Below are 17,670 nucleotides of genomic sequence, written 5' to 3' on the forward strand. Positions count from 1 at the left end.
CGCCTTCCGGGACACCGCTTGGCGATGTGTCCGGAATGGCGGCGGCCTTTTAGATGCTACCGTCCTTGTCCGGCCGCTCAGCGGCCGGTGACCTCGCCTGTCGGCTCGTCGCTCAGCCAGCGATAGATCACGCCGCCAAGCACGCCGCCGAGCAGCGGCGCCACCCAGAACAGCCAGAGCTGCTGGATGGCCCAGCCGCCGACGAAGAGCGCCGGGCCGGTGCTGCGGGCCGGGTTCACCGAGGTGTTGGTGACCGGGATGCTGACGAGGTGGATCAGGACAAGGCCGAGGCCGATCGCCAGCGGGGCGAAGCCGGCCGGCGCCTTGCCATGGGTCGATCCCATGATGATGAACAGGAACATCATGGTCATCACGACTTCCATGAGGAAAGCCGAGACGAGATTGTACTTGCCGGGCGAATGCTCGGCATAGCCGTTCGAGGCGAAGCCGCCGGCGAGATCGAAGCCCGGCGCGCCGCGGGCGATGAGATAAAGCACGCCCGCCGCGACGACCGCGCCGACAACCTGCGCGACGATGTAGGGAACGACCTGCCCCGCCGGGAAGCGCCCGCCGGCCGCGAGGCCGACCGTCACGGCGGGATTGAGATGGCAACCCGAGATGTGGCCGATGGCATAGGCCATCGTCACGACCGTCAGGCCGAACGCCAGCGAAACGCCGAGCAACCCTATCCCGACATTTGGAAATCCCGCGGCGATGACCGCGCTGCCGCAACCCGCAAAGGTCAACCAAAACGTGCCGATGGCTTCGGCGACTAACTTCTTCGTGCTCATGAACGATACCCCCCAGTGTCGCCGAAAACGATGCTGTTCCCGAAAGCCGGGGCCGTCAATCGCGTTAGGGTGGGAAGCCGCTGCGTTCTCGCGGTTTTCCTGCTTCGGATTCGCATTTTACACTTATCGACACCCTACCATTCCGCTCTTGCGCGTTGTCGCAGGCGCGATAGTCGGCTAGACCGCGCGCAGGATCGCAGCCTATCGCAGCCTCAGGAGCGCCCGCGTGGCCAACGACGTCGACAGCAAGAGCAAGGCGGCCAAGGATGAAGGCGGTGTCCTCGAGACGATCAAGGTCGTCGTCCAGGCGCTGCTCATCGCGCTCGTCATCCGCACCCTGCTGTTCCAGCCCTTCAACATCCCGTCGGGATCGCTGATCCCGACGCTGCTGATCGGCGACTATCTGTTCGTGTCGAAATACACCTACGGCTATTCCAAGCACTCGATCCCGTTCAGCCCGCCGCTGTTCTCCGGCCGGGTCTGGGCGTCCGAGCCGAAGCGCGGCGACATCGCCGTATTCAAGCTGCCGAGCGACAACTCGACCGACTACATCAAGCGCGTGATCGGCCTGCCGGGCGACCGCATCCAGATGATCGACGGCATCCTGCACATCAACAACCAGCCGGTGAAACGCGAGCGGATCGCCGATTACGTGACCGCCGACAACTGGGGCCGCAGCGTCCCCACGATCCAGTACCGCGAGACGCTGCCCAACGGCGTCAGCCACCAGATCATCGAGCGGGAGGGCGACACCGGCACCTTCGACAACACGCAGGTCTTCATCGTGCCGCCCGGCCATTTCTTCATGATGGGCGACAATCGCGACAACTCGCTCGACTCGCGCGACCGCAGCGTCGGCCCCGTGCCGTTCGAGAATTTCGTCGGCCGCGCCGAGATCATCTTCTTCTCGATCGAGGACGGCGCCTCGGCCTGGAAGATCTGGGAATGGCCCTACACGGTTCGCTGGAACCGTCTGTTCAGCACCATCAAGTGAGCAAGGTGAGCGACGGCGGGCGCAAGGCTCCGGACACCGCGCGGCTCGAAGCCGCGCTCGGGCACCGCTTCGCGGACCAGAGCCTGCTCGCCACGGCGCTGACCCATATGAGCGCCGAGGATTCACGCCTCGCCAGCTACCAGCGCCTCGAATTCCTCGGCGACCGCGTGCTCGGCCTGTCGGTCGCCGAATTGCTGTTCCGGCAGTTCCCGCAATCGGAAGAAGGCAATCTCTCGCGCCGGCTGGCCGATCTCGTCCGCAAGGAGACCTGCGCCGAGGTGGCGCTGGGTTGGAATCTCGGCCAGTTCATGCGGCTCGGTGAGGGAGAAATCCTCGGCGGCGCCCGCAAGAACAAGGCGATCCTGGCCGATGCCTGCGAGGCGATCATCGGCGCCGTCTTCATCGATGGCGGCTATGAGGCGGCGCGCGCGCTGGTCGAGCGCGCCTTCGGCGAACGCATGCTGAAGCCGGTTCGACCCCTGCGCGACGCCAAGACCGCGCTGCAGGAATGGGCGCAAGGCAAGGGCTACCCGACACCGACCTATAGCGAACGCGGCCGCTCCGGCCCCGACCACGCGCCGGTCTTCGTCGTCGCCGCCAAGATCACGGGGCTCGCCGACGCCGAGGCGCGCGGCCCCTCCAAGCGGCTGGCCGAGCAGGCCGCGGCCGAAACCTTCCTGAGGCGCGAAGGCCTGTGGAACGACAACCCGGAAAACGAGAATGTCTGAAACCGATCCAGCCACGCGCTGCGGCTTCGTCGCGCTGATCGGCGCGCCGAATGCCGGCAAGTCGACGCTGCTGAACCAGCTCGTCGGCGCCAAGATCTCGATCGTCTCGCGCAAGGTGCAGACGACGCGCACGCAGGTCCGCGGCATCGCGCTTGCTGGCACGGCGCAGATCATCTTCGTCGACACGCCCGGCATCTTCGCGCCCAAGCGCCGGCTCGACCGCGCCATGGTGACGAGCGCCTGGGGCGGCGCCACCGATGCCGACCTGATCGGCGTATTGATCGATGTCGCGCGCTTCGACCATGAGGAGAACACGGCGCTGTTCGAGAAGCTCGCGGAGCTGAAGCAGCCGAAATTCCTGATCCTCAACAAGATCGACACGGTGCCGAAGGAGAAGCTGCTCGAAATCACCGCCAAGGTGAACGAGCGCGGCAGCTTCGAGACGACCTTCATGGTCGCGGCGCTGACCGGCTATGGCGTCAAGGACATCCTGGCCTGGCTGGAGAAGCGCCTGCCGCTCGGCCCCTGGCTCTATCCGGAGGACCAGATCTCGGATGCGCCGCTGCGCTTCCTCGCCGCCGAGATCACACGCGAGAAGATGTTCGAGCGGCTGCATGACGAGTTGCCCTATCGCTCGACGGTCGAGACCGAGAGCTGGCAGCAGAAGCCGGACGGCTCCGTCCGCATCGAGCAGACGATCTATGTCGAGCGCGAGGGCCAGCGGAAGATCGTGCTCGGCGAAGGCGGCCAGACGATCAAGGCGATCGGCCAAAAGGCGCGCGTCGAGATCGCCGAAGCGGCCGAGGCCAAGGTCCATCTCTTCCTGTTCGTGAAGGTGCGCGAGAACTGGAGCGACGATCCGGAGCGCTATCGCGAGATGGGGCTGGAATTCCCCAAGGGCAAAGCCTGAGCGACGCGGACCACGCGATGCGCAGCGAGAAGGACAAGATGCTCGCCGGCGAGCTCTACCGCGCCGACAGCCCCGAGCTCATCGCCGATAACCACCGCATCAGCGCCTGGATGGAGCGCTTCAACGCGACCGGCGCCACGCCGGAAGCGCGGCTGCCGCTTTTGCAGGAAGCCTTCGGCCATGTCGGCCGCGACGTCGTCATCCGCCCGCCCTTCCATTGCGATTACGGCTACAACATCAGCCTGGGTGACGGCGTCTTCCTCAACTTCAACTGCATCGTCCTCGACGTCGTCGCGGTCACGATCGGCGAGGGCACGCAGATCGGCCCCGGCGTGCAGATCCTGACCGCGGATCATCCGCGCGATCCCGAACACCGCCGGCAGATGCTGGAGTTCGGGCGCCCGGTCGCGATCGGACGCAATGTCTGGATCGGCGGCGGCGCGATCATCCTGCCGGGCGTCACGATCGGGGATGACGCCATCATCGGCGCGGGCAGCGTGGTTACGCGCGACGTGCCGGCCGGCGCCACGGCCGTCGGCAATCCGGCGCGCCTGCGACCCTGACGTAACGGAAATTTGAGCTGCGTCAGTGTGCCACGGCCCGCCCTTGTAACTTGTCAAATTTCAGTCGTGAAACGACATTGTTAGAACGCGTTTTGCCTCCATTTTGATGCCTAAAGATATTTCAGCAGGAGTGATTGCCATGAGCGCCGCACCGCGCATCGCGCTGTTCATCGATGGCGCCAATCTCTACGCCACTTCGAAGCAGCTCGGCTTCGACATGGACTATCGGCGCCTGCTGCGGGAGTTTCAGGGGCGCGGCAACCTGATCCGCGCCTTTTATTTCACCACATTGGTGGAAAGCGAGGAGTACTCCTCGATCCGGCCGCTGGTCGACTGGCTCGACTACAATGGCTACCGGGTGATCACCAAGGCGGCGAAGGAGTTCACCGACGCCACCGGCCGGCGCCGGATCAAGGGCAACATGGATATCGAGCTGGCGATCGAAATGCTCGAGCTCGCCCCGCATCTCGACCAGATCTACCTGTTCTCCGGCGACGGCGATTTCCGGCCACTGGTCGAGGCGGTGCAGCGCAAGGGCGTGAAGGTCTCGGTGGTCTCGACGATCTCGACCAACCCGCCGATGGTCTCCGACGAGTTGCGGCGCCAATGCGACGAGTTCGTCGATCTCGCCCAGCTCATGCAGAAGATCGGCCGCGACCCGGCCGAGCGGGCGAGCCGCAGCGGCACGGCGGGCGGAGCGCCGGTCACTCCTGGCAATCCGTCGCTGGAACGCCGCTACGGCATCCGCCAGGGCGACGAGCCGGCGGAGGGGTGAGCAAAACGCCGCTCCAGTAGAACGGGAGAACCCCTCTCCTTACAGTAAAGGGTTCCCGCGCCTTATTCTGAAAGCGGTGTTCACCCGCCGTTCTTCAGCAGCCTTTGCTTGTCTCGGTTCCAGTCGCGCTCTTTCTCGGTCTCGCGCTTGTCGTGGAGCTTCTTGCCCTTGCCGAGACCGAGCTCGACCTTGGCCCGGCCCCTGTCGTTGAAGTAGACCTTGAGCGGGATCAGTGCCATGCCCTCGCGCTGGACCGCGCCCATCAGCTTGTTGATCTCCCGCCTGTGAAGCAGCAGCTTCCGGGGCCGGCGGACCTCGTGATTGAAGCGGTTCGCCTCAAGATATTCCGGGATATGGGCGTTGAACAGGAAGAGCTCGGTCCCCATCGGGCCGGCATAGCTCTCTCCAATCGTCGCCTTGCCGCCGCGCAACGACTTGATCTCGGTCCCCTGCAGGGCGATGCCCGCCTCCACGGTTTCCTTGATCTCGTAATTGAAGCGCGCCTTGCGGTTATCCGCCGCCAGACGATAGCGCTCCGGATCAGGTTTCTTCATGCCGTTCCGCTGAATCCATGCTGTGCGGCCGGCGCCGCCAGAGCCTGACAATCCGATTCGGGATCGGCACCCAAGCTCCTGAAACACCGGCCTTATCATTCTTTCGCCCGCCATGATCGGCAAGCGAATGACCGCGCCAGTCCAGCGCGGCCATTTATCCTATCTAGGCATTCACCAGCCCGGCGAAAACCATGGCCTCGCGGATCACCTTGCCGGTCGCCGGGGTCACCGGCATCAGCGGCAGGCGGACCTCCTCCTCGATGCGGCCGAGCAGCGCGAGACCGTGCTTGGCTCCGGCGAGGCCAGGCTCCTTGAAGATCGCGTCATGGAGCGGCACCAACCGGTCCTGCACTTTCAGCGCGCCGGCATAATCGCCCTTCTGGACGGCCTCCATCAGGTCGGCGCATAGACGCGGCGCGACATTGGCGACGACCGAGATGCAGCCATGGCCGCCGGCCGCCATATAGGCAAGCGCGGTCATGTCCTCGCCGGAGAGCTGGATGAAATCCGGCCCCATGGCGTGGCGCTGCTGCGAGACGCGGGCGAGATTGGCGGTCGCGTCCTTCACGCCGGCGATGTTCTTCAGCTCATAGAGCCGCGTCATCGTCTCGACCGACATGTCCACCACCGAGCGCGGCGGGATGTTGTAGATGATGATCGGAATGCCGACCGCATCGTTCACCGCCTTGAAGTGCTGGTACATGCCCTCCTGGGTCGGCTTGTTGTAATAGGGCGTGACCACGAGCACGGCGTCGGCGCCGGCCTTCTCGGCGTGGACGGCGAGATCGATCGCCTCGATCGTGTTGTTCGAGCCGGCGCCGGCGATGACCGGGACGCGGCGCTTGTTCTGGTCGATGACGATCTCGACGACACGCTTGTGTTCGTCATGCGACAGCGTCGGGCTCTCGCCGGTGGTGCCGACGGGGACGAGCCCGGTCGAGCCGTTCTCGATCTGCCATTCGACCAGCGCGCGCAGTGCCTGCTCGTCGACCTTGCCGGATTTGAACGGCGTGACCAGAGCGGGCATCGAGCCGGTAAAGGCAATGTGCTTGGTCATGGGACGATCCTGGGACGAAAACGCGGGTTACGGGGCCGCCACACATAAACCGTCGTCTCGCCAAGGCAAAGCCGGCAAGTCATGAAAATGCGTGGCCTCATAGTTAAACCTTCATAAACTGCCTTCCCCGACCATTCCCTGATGACCATCCGAGCCTGGAGCCGCGCCATGGCCTCGCCTGCCGCCGCGAGGAGACTGATTTGCCTGCTGCTGCCGGCCCTGCTCTCGGCGTCATCGACGCGAGCGGGTGACGACGGCATGCTCGCGATTCAGCGCAAGCTCGCCATGCTCGGCGATGTCGAGACCACCAGCGCGCTGCCGCCCTACCCGCCCAACGCACTGCGAGGCGAGAGCGCCGTCAATGTCGAGGCCGTAAAGGCGGCTGTCGCCGCCTATCGCCGGGGCGCGCTCGCCGAGGGGGACGATCTCGCGGCGCGGATCGAGGATCGCTCCGCGCGCTCGCTGCTCGAATGGGTGGCGATCCATGCCAATGCCGGCGCCGTACCCTTCCTGCGCATCGACGCCTTCCTGCGCGAGCACCCGAACTATCCGGCCACAACCCGTTTTCGACGCCGCGCCGAGGAGGCGCTCATCGCCGAGAAGAAGAGCCCCGCCATCGTGCGCGCCTTCTTCCATGGCCAACAGCCGGTCTCGCCGGCCGGGCGTGTCGCTTTGGCCATCGCACTCCAGGACGAAGGCAAGGCCGAGCAGGCCAACGCCCTCATCCGCCAGAGCTGGCGCAAGGACGTTTTCGGACAGTCACTGGAAAAGATCGCGCTCGCCGCTTTCGAGACGGTGCTCACCAAGGACGATCACCGCCTGCGCACCGAGCGCTTCCTGTTCCGCGAGAACGGCGAAGCGGCCCTGCGCAATGCGGCGCGCGTCTCGGCCGATTATGTCGTGCTGGCCAAGGCGCGGCTCGCGAGCGCCAAGGCACGCCGGCCTATTTCCGAGAAGCTGATTTCAGCCGTGCCGGCCTCGCTGCGCGGCGACGTCTCCTTCGCTTTCCTGCAAGCCCAGCAGGCCCGCCGCGGCGACAAGCTCGACGATGCCGTGAAGGCGCTGACCGCGATCCCGCGCGACCCTGCCCTTCTTGGCGACGGCGACGGCTGGTGGGAGGAGCGGCGCATCATCTCCCGCAAGCTGCTCGATGCCGGCCAGCCGCAGAAGGCCTATGAGGTTTCGTCCAACCATGGCGCCGAGGATGCGGCCGAGCGGATCGAGGCCGAATGGCAGGCCGGCTTCATCGCGCTGCGCTTCCTCAAGAAGCCGGATGTCGCGCTCAAGCATTTCGATGCGGCGGCGGGTATCGCCGAGACGCCGATCTCGGTCGCGCGCGCCGCCTATTGGCGGGGCCGCGCCTATGACGAGCTCGGCAAGACCGAAGAGGCCAGAGCCGCCTTCGGCAAGGCCGCGGAACAGCCGATCGCCTATTACGGACAACTGGCGCGGGCGAAGCTCGGCTTCCCGGATCTGCCGCTGCGACGCACGGTTGCCGCCGGGATCGAGACCGTGCCGGCGCACCAGGCCGTACGCCTGCTCTACCGCATCGGCGAGCGCGACCTCGCGACCCTGATGCTGAACGATCTGGCGCAGCGCCTGCACACCCCCGAGGCGCTGGAGGCGATCGCCGCCATCGCCCGGCGCGAGACCGATGCGCGGGCGCAGGTCGGCATCGGCAAGGCGGCGCTTCAGCGCGGATTCCCGCTCGACATGACGGCCTATCCGGTCAACGGCATTCCGGAATTCGACGTGCTCGGCGACCCGATGGAGCGCGCCATCGTCCATGCCATCGCCCGGCAGGAGAGCGCCTTCGACCCGACTGCGATGTCCGGCGCCGGTGCGCGCGGCCTGATGCAGATGATGCCTGCCACGGCCCGCGAGACGGCCAGGCGCGCCGGCCTGCCCTTCGACTGGGACAAGCTGGGGCAGGACCCGCTCTACGCAGCGCGGATGGGCGCCGCCCATCTCAACGACCTGCTCAAGGAATGGCGCGGCTCCTATATCCTGACCTTCGCCGCCTATAATGCCGGCTCGCCCAATGTGAAGAAATGGATCGCCGCCTATGGCGATCCGCGCGATCCCGAGGTTGACGCCGTCGACTGGGTCGAGCGCATCCCGTTTTCCGAAACGCGCAACTACGTCCAGCGCGTGATGGAGAACCTGCAGGTCTATCGCGAGCGCCTGAACCAGCGCACGGCCTACCTGATCGACTACGACCTGAAGCGCGGCGGCAAGCGGGACTGAGGGCTCTCTCCCCCTTGTCATTCCGGAGCTTCGCGACAGCCAAGAACCCGGAACCCACGACTGGGCAGAGCCCTAGATAACTCGACATATGATGTTTCACCCGGTCGTCGGTTCCGGGTTCGTACCTGCGGCACGCCCCGGAATGACAACCCGCAGCCCCCTCGGCAACGATATTCTCTGCTGATTGCAATATTTGAAATTTTCAATTACCTCTGCCGGGCAGCGGAGGAACTTCGATGCTGCAGGACATTGCCGATTTCGCGCCGACCCTTCAGGCTTGGCGTCGCGACCTTCACGCCCATCCGGAGATCGCCTTCCAGGAATTCCGAACCTCGGACTTCGTCGCGAAGACGCTCGCCTCCTTCGGCATCGAAGTGCATCGCGGACTCGGCGGCACCGGGCTCGTCGGCGTCATCAAGGGCGCCGCTGATGGGCCGACCATCGGCCTGCGCGCCGACATGGACGCGCTGCCGATGGAGGAGGATACCGGGCTCGACTATCGCTCCTCCACCAAGGACAAGTTCCACGGCTGCGGCCATGACGGCCATACCGTGATGCTGCTGGCCGCGGCGCGCCATCTCGCCGCCAATCCGCCGAAGCGCGGCAAGGTCCACCTGATCTTCCAGCCGGCCGAGGAAATCGGCCAGGGCGCCGAGCGCATGATCGCGGACGGGCTGTTCGAGCGCTTCCCCTGCTCCGAGGTCTACGCGCTCCACACCATCCCGCTTTACGAGGAAGGCATCGTCGCGGTCCGGCCCGGCCCTACGCTCAGCGGCACGACCGTGTTCGAGATCACGATCAAGGGTGTCGGCGGCCATGGCGCCGCGCCGCATACGACCGTCGACCCGCTGCAGGTCGCCGCGCGGCTCGCGACCGAGATCTCCTCGATCGTCGGCCGCCATGTCGACCCGATGCAGCCGGCCGTGATCAGCCTCGGCAAGCTCGTCGCCGGCACGGCCTCGAACGTCATCCCCGACTCGGCCGAGCTCAGCGGTACGATCCGCACCTATAATCCCGAGACGGAGGCCCGCATCATCGACAAGCTCGATGCGGCCTGCCGGGGCTTCGCGCTGCTATCGGGCTGCACGATCACCTGCACCAGAAAGGCGAGTTGCCCGCCTTGCCTGAACGATCCCCGCGCCGCTGCGGCCGCTGCCGCCGCGGCGGGGCAGGTGCTCGGCGAAACCAATGTGCAGACCGATCTCACGCCCCTGCCCTTTTCGGACGATTTCGCACTGATGCTGCGGCAATGGCCGGGCGCCTATATCTTCCTCGGCCAGCCCGGCGCGATGTGCCACCACCCGACCTTCGATTTCGACGACCGCCTGCTGCCGGTCGGCGCCAGCATCCTGTGCCGCCTCGTCGAGCGCCAGACCGGAGCCAACGCATGACCGCCGCCGCGATCCCGAGCGCCGAGCCGCGCTCCTCCGCCATGGTCCGCCGCGCCGTGATCTCCTCGGTGATCGGCAACGGCCTCGAATGGTACGATTTCCTCGTCTACGGCTTCTTCGCCACGGTGATCGCGCAAGTCTTCTTCCCGACCTCCGACCCACTGGTCTCGGCCCTGCTGACGGCGGCGACCTTCGCGATCTCCTTCCTCGTCCGCCCGGTCGGCGGCGTGTTGCTCTCGACCTATGCCGACCGCTTCGGCCGCAAGCCGATCCTGACGGTAATGATCCTGATCATGGGTTTCTCGACCGTGCTGATCGGCCTGACGCCGGGCTATGCGACGATCGGCATCCTCGCGCCGATCCTCATCATCATCGCCCGCATCCTGCAGGGCATCTCGGTCGGTGCCGAATTCGCTTCCGCCACCGCCATGCTGGTCGAATACGCGCCGCCCGGCCGCAAGATGATGTTCGGCAGCTTCCAGATGTGCTCGCAGGCGCTGGCGCTCGCGCTCGCCGCCTTCTCCGGCTACGCGCTGGCGACGCTGCTGACGCCCGAGGATTTGCAAGGCTGGGGCTGGCGCATCCCGTTCCTGCTGGGCTCGCTGATCACGCCGCTCGGCTTCTATATCCGCCGCTTCGTCGACGAATCTCCGGAATATGAGAAGGATACGAAGCAGAGCACCGGCCAGACGCCGTTCCGCACCGTGCTGGCCGAACACCGCAACGCGCTGCTGCGCTGCTTCGGCATCATGATCCCCGGCACCGCTTCGAACTATGTCTGGTTCATCTTCCTGCCCGGCTATGTGATCCGCCAGCTCAAGCTGCCCTTCACCAGCGCCATGCTGAGCTCGCTGATCGGCGGCATCCTGCTCTTCATCTTCGTGCCGATCATGGGCCATCTCGCCGATCGCTGGAGCGCCTTCCGCGTCTGGCTGCTGGGCATGCTGAGCTTCGCGCTGCTCTCCTATCCGCTGCTCGCCTATGTCGTGGCGCAACCGAGCTTCGAGCGGCTGCTGACCGCGCAGGCGATCTGCGCGCTCTCGATCGCCGCGATCTGGGCACCGACGCCCGGCCTGCTCGCCGGCATGTTCCCGACGCAAGTGCGCTCGACCGGCATGTCGATCGCCTACAATGTCGTGGTGCTGCTGTTCGGCGGACTCGCGCCGTTCACCCTGACCTGGCTGGTGGCGAAGACGGGCTCGGACATGGTTCCGTCCTATTATCTCCTCGCTTGCACGGCAGTCTCGCTGCTTGCGCTGAGCCTGGCGAACCGGACGCGCACGCAAGGCTGAGCAAGGGAGCAAGATGGCCCGCGACTCGTTCCTGACCTTCCGGCTCGACCAGTTGAGCCAGACCGCGATGGCGAAGGCCTCGCAGGTCTACAAGGAACGGCTCGGGCTCAACATTCGCGAACTAAGGGTGGTGCGCGCGATCGGCGACCAGCCGGGGCTGTCGTCCCGGACTCTGTCGGACGCGACCTTCATCGAGCAGACACTGATCTCCAAACATCTGCGCAAGCTGGTCGATGCCGGTCTGGTTCAGCGCGAACTGGAAAGCGCCGATGCACGACGTGTTGCCCTGCAGCTCACCACGCAGGGCGAGGCGGTCCGGCGGGAGGCCGACCGGCTGGGCGAGGAGATGGAACGCGATTTCCTCTCGATTCTGACGCCGGAAGAACTCGCCCAGTTCAACCATTGCCTTGCGAAACTGCGCCGTTGGGGCGCGTCCTGAACCGGGGCATCCCGAAAGCCGGCTTTCATGCCTGGCGCGGCCATGGTTAGGTGCGCTCCCGCCGCGCCTGCCCCTTTGAGTCCGCCATGACGTCCGAAACCGGCTTCACCTCCCGCTTCGTCAGTGCCAACGACGGCCTCAAGCTGCATTTTCGCGATTACGGGCCGCTCGCGGCGATCGCGCTGCCTATCGTCTGCCTGCCCGGATTTGCCCGTACCGCCGCCGACTTCCACGAACTGGCGCTCGCCCTGTCGCAGGACGAAGCCAAACCGCGCCGCGTGCTGGCGCTCGACTATCGCGGCCGCGGGCTCTCGGAATACGACAGGAACTGGAAGAACTACGACATCCGCATCGAGCTCGACGATCTCGTTCAGGTGCTGGTCGCCAGCGGGATCGAGCAGGCCATCTTCGTCGGCACCTCGCGCGGCGGCCTGCTGGCCATGGCGCTGGCGGCGGCGCGGCCCGCCATGATCCGCGGCGTCGTCTTCAACGATGTCGGCCCGGTGATCGATGCGCGCGGCCTGCTGCGCATCCGCGGCTATGTCGGCAAGCTGCCGGTGCCCCGCAGCTTCCAGGAAGGTGCGGAAATCCTGAAGCGCCTCTCCGACCAGCAGTTCCCGATCCTCGGCGAGGCGGAATGGGAGATGATGGCGCGCCGGACCTGGACCGATCGCGACGGAGCGCTGAAGCCCGATTACGACGTCAGGCTGATGAAGATTCTGGAAGAACTCGATCTCGAGGCGCCACTGCCGGTGCTCTGGACCTATTTCGATGCGCTCAAGACCGTGCCGATCCTGGCGATCCGCGGCGCTAATTCCGACCTGCTGGCCGAAAAGACGCTGGAGGAGATGGCGGAGCGCCATCCCGATTGCGAAACCTATACCGCACCGGGCCAGGGCCATGCCCCGCTGCTCGGCACGAAGGACATGATCCGGCGGATCGCCAAGTTGATCGCCCGGACAGAGCGCCGCGCTGGCTGATACGGATCAGGACTTCCGGGGTTTCCCCTCGCTTTTGTCCTCGACGATCTCGGCGATGTTGCCCTGCCCCGCCGTACCGTCGTCACGCGAGGTCTCGACCTCGCCGGCCTTGGCCCGCCTGGCGAACTCGGTTTCGGTTCCTGCCGCCAACAGCTTGGCCTGGCCGACCCAGTCCTCGCGCTCGATGCGTCCGGGAAAGGCGAGGTAGCCGCCGACCCATTCGGCATTCTCGGCCGACCAGCCGCCGATCTGCTCGAAATGCCAGATGCCGAGGCCGTGCAGGCGGCCCTCGTTCTGCCGGCCGATGCCCTTGATCAGCTTGAGATCGTCGGGCTTCTCGTCGCGAGCTGCGAGGAGGCCCGCGGGACGCTGGCCGGGCAGTTCCGCCTCGTTCTCGACGGGCGGCAATTGGGGTGGCTGTGCGGCGGCCGGTGCTGCTGGCGCAGGGCTTACCGCGACGGCCGGCTGCGGAGCTGCGGCGACTACGGAACGCGGCTGAGCTGCAACCGGCTTCCGCACCAGGCCGGCGCAGATGCATCCGACCCAATAGGCGGCGGTGAACAGCAAAGCCGTCTCGACCCAGGTCGCCGGCATGCCGTTCAGAAGCTGGAGCCAGGTCACGACCGCGCCGGCAATCCAGAGCGCGGCCACCGCGCTCCAGGCGCCGCTCCAGAAGCGGGCCTTGCCACCAGCATGGCTGATCCAGCCCATGGCGACACCGAGAGCGAACGCGGCGAGCAGGAACCAGATGAACTGGCTGGCGAGATAGAGCATGGCCGCCTCCTACTTCGCCACGGTGAACTGCACGCGGCGGTTCATCGCCCGGGCCTCTGGCGCCTCGTGCGGCACGAGCGGGCGGGTACTGCCATAGCCTTTGACCGCAAGCTGGCCGGGCTCGATACCGCGCCGCGCCAACTCGTCGCGGACGCGCAAGGCACGACGCAGCGACAGGTCCATGTTGTCGAAGCCGCGCCGCTCGCCATCGCGATTGGCGTGGCCTTCGATCACGACCGGAGAGCCCGGGCACTTCTGCAGAATGGCAGCGGCCTCGCCGATGACACGTTCGGTCGTGGCGTCGAGCTCCACGACCGAGGTTCCCTGGCCGAACAGCACCGTGTTGCGCTTGGTCAGTCCGTCGAGGTCGTTCTGGCAGCTTGCCGGCGGATCGACCACGCAGCCGGTCTGGCGCAAGCTGACGGCCGCATCCACCTTGAAGCCCTGCGGCAGGCCGGTGGCGGCGCTGGTCTCGATCTCGCTCTTGATCAGGTCGCGGCAGGTCAGGCCGCGCAATGTCACCTGATCGTCCACGATCGTCGCCGAGCCGAGATCCAGGCGCAGCAGATCGGCGAGCACGGCGCGCGCCGCTTCGGCAAAGCCGGTGGGAGCCCTTGGAACGAGCGTCGTCGCATCCTCGAAGCGGTCCTTCAGCGGCGAATCAGCGACGAGAGCCCGGAGCGCAGCCTGCGTTGCACGATCGGGCAGATATCCGGAGAGCCGCAAACCGGTCCGATCGGCCGAGAGCGACAGGCTATAAGGCCGGACGACGACATTGTCCGGCGTCGCGGCCAGCGTCAGCCCGGCAGGGGCGCCACCGGCGAGAAGATCACGCAACGCCGTGAGGCTCGCGGCGTCCGCCGCCTCGCCCGTGATCGCAAACGCCTTCTCGCGGATCGTCACGGAGCCGGCTTTGAGCTTCGACAGCGCATCGAGCGCGAAGGCGACGGCGGCGCGCAGGTCGATTTCGGCTCGCAGTGCCGGCTCGACCGTCATCCGGTCCTCGACAGGCGTTTCACCAAAACGGCCGCGCGCCATCCCGAGAAACTCGATACGAGCGGCCGCGTCCGGCAGCGTTCCGTCCAGGCGGAGGCCGTCCGTGCCACGGATCGCCCGCCATTCCAGCGGCACCGGCGCGGCCGGGCGCGGTGTCACCACCGGTGCGCCGGGCGGCGCAGCGGGAGGCGTATCTTGTGGGGCCGCGGGGGCAGGTGCAGGCCCGGAGGCAGGCGACGCCGCCGAGCCGTCCGCTTTCGGCTGAGCAGGCAGGACGTCATGAAGGATCAGGCCCGGCACGTCCGGGATCGGCACGACGACCGGAACCGGCGGCGGAGCCGGCGGGCACTCGATCGCAGCCTGCGCCACCGAGTCCGGGCCATCCATCTGCGCGATCTGCAGGCGCAAGGCCTGGCAGGCCTCGTAGGTGTCCGGTCCCTTGCCGGCAATAGTATAGGTGTCGCCGTTGAGCTCGACCTTGCCTTGCCGCAGCCGCGCCAGATCGCCGACCGCACGCGCGACCTTCGCGAGGAAGGCCGATGGTGCGCCGAGTGCTGGTTTCATCTCGTCGCGGAGAGCTGTGCCTGCGCCAAGCGCCTGCCGCGCCGCCGCGAGAATCTGCCGGCGCGCGTCCTGGCCGGGATAGAAGCCATGCAACACGACCCCGCCGCCCGCCTCCTGCTCGGCGCTCCAGCGATAAGGTGCGACGGTCGGCGGTTCGAGATCGCATTGCACGGCGCGGAAACCCGGCCGCTCCGCCTGTGCCAGCGCGGCCTCGAGCGCCAGGAACGAATCCGGGCTGGCCGCCTTGCCCTCGATGCAGAAGCGGCCATCGTCGAGGGCGACGCGCCCAGAGGCCAGCTTCGGCAATTCGGCGAGCATCGCAACCGCCATCGCAGCGAAGCCCTCGGGCGCGCCGAAAGCGACCGTCTGGCGGTCGTCGATGCGCAAACCGGGCAAGGCCGCGGATGCGACCGCCATATTGGCCGCCGCGGTGTCGAGGTCCGGAACGAAGCCACCGAGCGTCACACTTTCGGCCTGGCGGCTCGCGAACCAGGAATAGGGCTTCTGGGCGACGACCTGCGACAACCCGCCGAGGGTCCGGCGGACGCCGAATTCGCCATGCAGCCGAGCCATCGCCTTGCTCGCGCCATCGGAGGACAGGACCTCACCCCCGATCGTGACGTCGCGGCCATCGACCTGGGCAACGACCGGACGGGCGCCCGGCGTCGTGCCGGCTGCGGCCGCCACGGCCTGCTCGGCGCGCAGGCCGACATCACGCTCGATCGCAGCATCGAGCGCGAGATTTCCGGCTCCCCACAACAAGCCCAGTGGAATCAGCCCCCAGAGCCAACGCGCCGGTTGAGACATGCATCGCCCCCTGCACCGCACCGACCCGGGGTCGGCATGGGTACCCCCATCGGGATCGCCCTCGTTTTCTCAAGGACTTGTCGAGCGATCCGCAGATATCGATTCAACGAACGATCGAAGCCGCATGCCCTTGGACCACGGCCGGAACGCCCATGTCAGATCAGGCCGGGCAAGCGGGCTCCGTCAACAGCGAAGCCAGGACAACCCACATAAAAAAGAAGCCCCGGGTTTCCCCGGGGCTTCCTGACTAGAGATCGGAAACCGATCAGAAGTCGCGCTGGACGCGGAGACGGCCGCTCCAGGAGTCGTCCGACTTGATGGTCCGGCCGAGGAAGCCAGCCTTGGCGTCCGGAACGCGACCACCGAACTCGGTGCGGGCGTAGAGCACCTCGACGCCGATGTCGAGGCCGGCGACCGGCGACCACACCAGGTTGGCGCTGGCGACCAGCTCCTTCGGGTCGAACGAGCGGAGCGAGCCCGGGATGACCGCAGCCGTCTGGAGAGCCGAGTACGAGACCAGGAAGTCCGAACGGATCGCCGGGGTCCAGTAGTGGCGCATGGCGGCGAGCAGGGTGTAGCCGGTGTTCGACTCCACGCGGCCGAAGCCGTTGATGCCGTAGTTGCCGACCGGGAAGGCAGCGACGCGGCCGTGACCGGCGTTGGCACCCCAACCGATGTACTCGAGAGCGCCGTCGGCGTAACCAGCCTGCAGGAACAGAGCGTCGCCAGCGGCGAGCATCGGCAGGTTGATCTTCACGCCGGCCTGAACGGCCCAGCCGATGTCGTCCTGCTTGGCACCGTTGCCGCCGACGAACGGCGAGCTGTAGGTGCTGCGGTCACCGAAGGCGCCCGACAGCGAAGCCGAACCCCAGCCCTGGTCGACGCGGATCTGGCCGACGACGTCAGGATAGGTCAGGCCAGCATAGCCACCGGTGCCGGCAGCGGCGGCCAGACGGCCGGTCGTGCGCGGATCTTCGAGCGACAGCGTGGCGGTGAAGCCACCACCGAACGAAGCGGTGTAGGCGAGCAGGTTGACCTGACGGTCAGAGGTGCGGGCGCCGTGGAAGGTGTAGTCGTTGGCGTAGAACTGGAACATCGACGCCGTACGACCAGCGGTCAACGGGCCGAGCTGGACGACTGCGTCGACGAGGTCGATGCCGCTGTCCTGGTTCACGCCGTTGATCGACGAGAAGCGGTTGGCCGCCGAGTTGGTGCCGCCGTAACGATAGACGCCCGTGGTGGTCGTCACGTCATAACGGATGAACGTGCGCAGGGTGCCGTAAGCGGTCTGGTTGCGAGCGTCCAAGAAGATACGGCCGCGAGCGCGGGTACCGAACATGTCCTGGCCAGCGCTCCAACGCTCACCGAAGGAGTACTCGGCGCGGACACGACCACCAACGCGAAGGCAGGTGTCGGTGCCGGGCAGATAGAAGAAGTTCGCGCCGAAGGCGGAGCAAACGCGAACGTATTCGACCGGAGCGGCCTTCCGCGAGGGAAGGTCGGCGGCCTGAGCCCCGGCGACCGCGGCGATGCCGGCGGCGGAACCGAGGAGGAGGCTCTTGACGAGCTTCATTTGGTAACCTCCAAAAGAGTTTCGAGACCCTCGGGCTTCAGCCTGCCCCCCGCCCCAAGCTTTCAGCCTGATCGCAGAACCTGCCTATTCCCGGTCTTTCGCCTGCGTCACCGACCGATTTCGGAGGCGAAGGCGAAAAACAGCGACCGGGAACGTCCCGACGCATTCCCACCATACGAAAGCCGCCCTGCCGATCAACCACGATCCGCCTCCCGGACCTGTGAATGGGGTGCTT

At 66.5% G+C, this 17,670-nt stretch carries 16 protein-coding genes; 10 read left to right on the top strand and 6 right to left on the bottom strand.

Annotated elements, in window-relative coordinates; translation table 11 throughout:
• Positions 1-77 precede the first annotated feature (77 nt).
• Positions 78-791, bottom strand: a complete 714-nt coding sequence (gene aqpZ, locus Q9235_RS04810; RefSeq protein WP_306225655.1) for an aquaporin Z — start codon at positions 789-791, stop codon at positions 78-80.
• 226 nt (positions 792-1,017) lie between these two features.
• Between aqpZ and lepB the strand changes: the two genes are divergently transcribed.
• From lepB to Q9235_RS04835, 5 genes are all read left to right on the top strand, one after another.
• Positions 1,018-1,785 carry a signal peptidase I gene (gene lepB / locus Q9235_RS04815; protein WP_306225656.1) on the top strand — a complete coding sequence of 256 codons (768 nt, stop codon included), beginning with the start codon at positions 1,018-1,020 and terminating at the stop codon, positions 1,783-1,785.
• A complete protein-coding gene (gene rnc / locus Q9235_RS04820; protein ID WP_306225657.1) occupies positions 1,782-2,513 on the top strand; it encodes a ribonuclease III in 732 nt (243 codons plus the stop codon). Before lepB ends, rnc begins: the two co-directional genes overlap by 4 nt.
• Positions 2,506-3,423, top strand: a complete 918-nt coding sequence (era, locus tag Q9235_RS04825; protein ID WP_306225658.1) for a GTPase Era — start codon at positions 2,506-2,508, stop codon at positions 3,421-3,423. Before rnc ends, era begins: the two co-directional genes overlap by 8 nt.
• 17 nt (positions 3,424-3,440) lie before the next feature.
• Positions 3,441-3,986 (top strand): sugar O-acetyltransferase, encoded by a 546-nt coding sequence (locus Q9235_RS04830; RefSeq protein WP_306225659.1) that lies wholly within the window; start codon positions 3,441-3,443, stop codon positions 3,984-3,986.
• Between the two features lie 139 nt (positions 3,987-4,125).
• Positions 4,126-4,761 carry a LabA-like NYN domain-containing protein gene (locus Q9235_RS04835; protein WP_306225660.1) on the top strand — a complete coding sequence of 212 codons (636 nt, stop codon included), beginning with the start codon at positions 4,126-4,128 and terminating at the stop codon, positions 4,759-4,761.
• 80 nt (positions 4,762-4,841) lie between these two features.
• Here the strand turns inward: Q9235_RS04835 and smpB are convergent, their stop codons facing one another.
• Together smpB and dapA are read right to left on the bottom strand one after the other, a co-directional pair.
• A complete protein-coding gene (smpB, locus tag Q9235_RS04840) occupies positions 4,842-5,315 on the bottom strand; it encodes an SsrA-binding protein SmpB (protein ID WP_306225661.1) in 474 nt (157 codons plus the stop codon).
• Between the two features lie 163 nt (positions 5,316-5,478).
• Positions 5,479-6,372 (bottom strand): 4-hydroxy-tetrahydrodipicolinate synthase, encoded by an 894-nt coding sequence (dapA, locus tag Q9235_RS04845; RefSeq protein WP_306225662.1) that lies wholly within the window; start codon positions 6,370-6,372, stop codon positions 5,479-5,481.
• Positions 6,373-6,540: 168 nt separating this feature from the next.
• On the opposite strand from dapA, the gene Q9235_RS04850 reads away from it, so the two are divergent.
• From Q9235_RS04850 to Q9235_RS04870, 5 genes are all read left to right on the top strand, one after another.
• Complete coding sequence (locus tag Q9235_RS04850) at positions 6,541-8,619, top strand: lytic transglycosylase domain-containing protein (RefSeq protein WP_306225664.1); 2,079 nt, start codon at positions 6,541-6,543, stop codon at positions 8,617-8,619.
• A 236-nt stretch (positions 8,620-8,855) separates the two neighbouring features.
• Positions 8,856-10,010, top strand: coding sequence for an amidohydrolase (locus Q9235_RS04855; protein ID WP_306225665.1), 1,155 nt, complete (start codon positions 8,856-8,858; stop codon positions 10,008-10,010).
• Positions 10,007-11,302, top strand: coding sequence for an MFS transporter (locus Q9235_RS04860; RefSeq protein WP_306225667.1), 1,296 nt, complete (start codon positions 10,007-10,009; stop codon positions 11,300-11,302). Before Q9235_RS04855 ends, Q9235_RS04860 begins: the two co-directional genes overlap by 4 nt.
• A gap of 13 nt (positions 11,303-11,315) precedes the next feature.
• Positions 11,316-11,741 (top strand): MarR family winged helix-turn-helix transcriptional regulator, encoded by a 426-nt coding sequence (locus Q9235_RS04865; protein ID WP_306225669.1) that lies wholly within the window; start codon positions 11,316-11,318, stop codon positions 11,739-11,741.
• Positions 11,742-11,827: 86 nt separating this feature from the next.
• Complete coding sequence (locus Q9235_RS04870) at positions 11,828-12,721, top strand: alpha/beta fold hydrolase (protein ID WP_306225672.1); 894 nt, start codon at positions 11,828-11,830, stop codon at positions 12,719-12,721.
• A 6-nt stretch (positions 12,722-12,727) separates the two neighbouring features.
• On the opposite strand, the gene Q9235_RS04875 is transcribed toward Q9235_RS04870, so the two are convergent.
• From Q9235_RS04875 to Q9235_RS04885, 3 genes are all read right to left on the bottom strand, one after another.
• Positions 12,728-13,495, bottom strand: a complete 768-nt coding sequence (locus Q9235_RS04875; RefSeq protein ID WP_306225673.1) for a hypothetical protein — start codon at positions 13,493-13,495, stop codon at positions 12,728-12,730.
• 9 nt (positions 13,496-13,504) lie between these two features.
• The gene (locus Q9235_RS04880; RefSeq protein WP_306225674.1) at positions 13,505-15,862 is read right to left on the bottom strand and encodes an OmpA family protein; all 2,358 of its coding nucleotides are present in this window, start codon (positions 15,860-15,862) and stop codon (positions 13,505-13,507) included.
• Between the two features lie 265 nt (positions 15,863-16,127).
• On the bottom strand, positions 16,128-17,435 hold the full coding sequence (locus Q9235_RS04885; RefSeq protein WP_306225675.1) for a porin: 1,308 nt from the start codon (positions 17,433-17,435) through the stop codon (positions 16,128-16,130).
• Between the last annotated feature and the right edge of the window lie 235 nt (positions 17,436-17,670).

The sequence above is a fragment of the Bosea beijingensis genome (assembly GCF_030758975.1).
Classification (GTDB): Bacteria; Pseudomonadota; Alphaproteobacteria; order Rhizobiales; family Beijerinckiaceae; genus Allobosea; species Allobosea beijingensis.

Coding starts and splice junctions, on each gene's coding strand:
- aqpZ (WP_306225655.1), bottom strand. CDS start 791: ATGAGCACGAAGAAGTTAGTCGCCGAAGCCATCGGCACGTTTTGGTTG.
- era (WP_306225658.1), top strand. CDS start 2,506: ATGTCTGAAACCGATCCAGCCACGCGCTGCGGCTTCGTCGCGCTGATC.
- Q9235_RS04830 (WP_306225659.1), top strand. CDS start 3,441: ATGCGCAGCGAGAAGGACAAGATGCTCGCCGGCGAGCTCTACCGCGCC.
- Q9235_RS04835 (WP_306225660.1), top strand. CDS start 4,126: ATGAGCGCCGCACCGCGCATCGCGCTGTTCATCGATGGCGCCAATCTC.
- smpB (WP_306225661.1), bottom strand. CDS start 5,315: ATGAAGAAACCTGATCCGGAGCGCTATCGTCTGGCGGCGGATAACCGC.
- dapA (WP_306225662.1), bottom strand. CDS start 6,372: ATGACCAAGCACATTGCCTTTACCGGCTCGATGCCCGCTCTGGTCACG.
- Q9235_RS04850 (WP_306225664.1), top strand. CDS start 6,541: ATGGCCTCGCCTGCCGCCGCGAGGAGACTGATTTGCCTGCTGCTGCCG.
- Q9235_RS04855 (WP_306225665.1), top strand. CDS start 8,856: ATGCTGCAGGACATTGCCGATTTCGCGCCGACCCTTCAGGCTTGGCGT.
- Q9235_RS04860 (WP_306225667.1), top strand. CDS start 10,007: ATGACCGCCGCCGCGATCCCGAGCGCCGAGCCGCGCTCCTCCGCCATG.
- Q9235_RS04865 (WP_306225669.1), top strand. CDS start 11,316: ATGGCCCGCGACTCGTTCCTGACCTTCCGGCTCGACCAGTTGAGCCAG.
- Q9235_RS04870 (WP_306225672.1), top strand. CDS start 11,828: ATGACGTCCGAAACCGGCTTCACCTCCCGCTTCGTCAGTGCCAACGAC.
- Q9235_RS04875 (WP_306225673.1), bottom strand. CDS start 13,495: ATGCTCTATCTCGCCAGCCAGTTCATCTGGTTCCTGCTCGCCGCGTTC.
- Q9235_RS04880 (WP_306225674.1), bottom strand. CDS start 15,862: ATGTCTCAACCGGCGCGTTGGCTCTGGGGGCTGATTCCACTGGGCTTG.
- Q9235_RS04885 (WP_306225675.1), bottom strand. CDS start 17,435: ATGAAGCTCGTCAAGAGCCTCCTCCTCGGTTCCGCCGCCGGCATCGCC.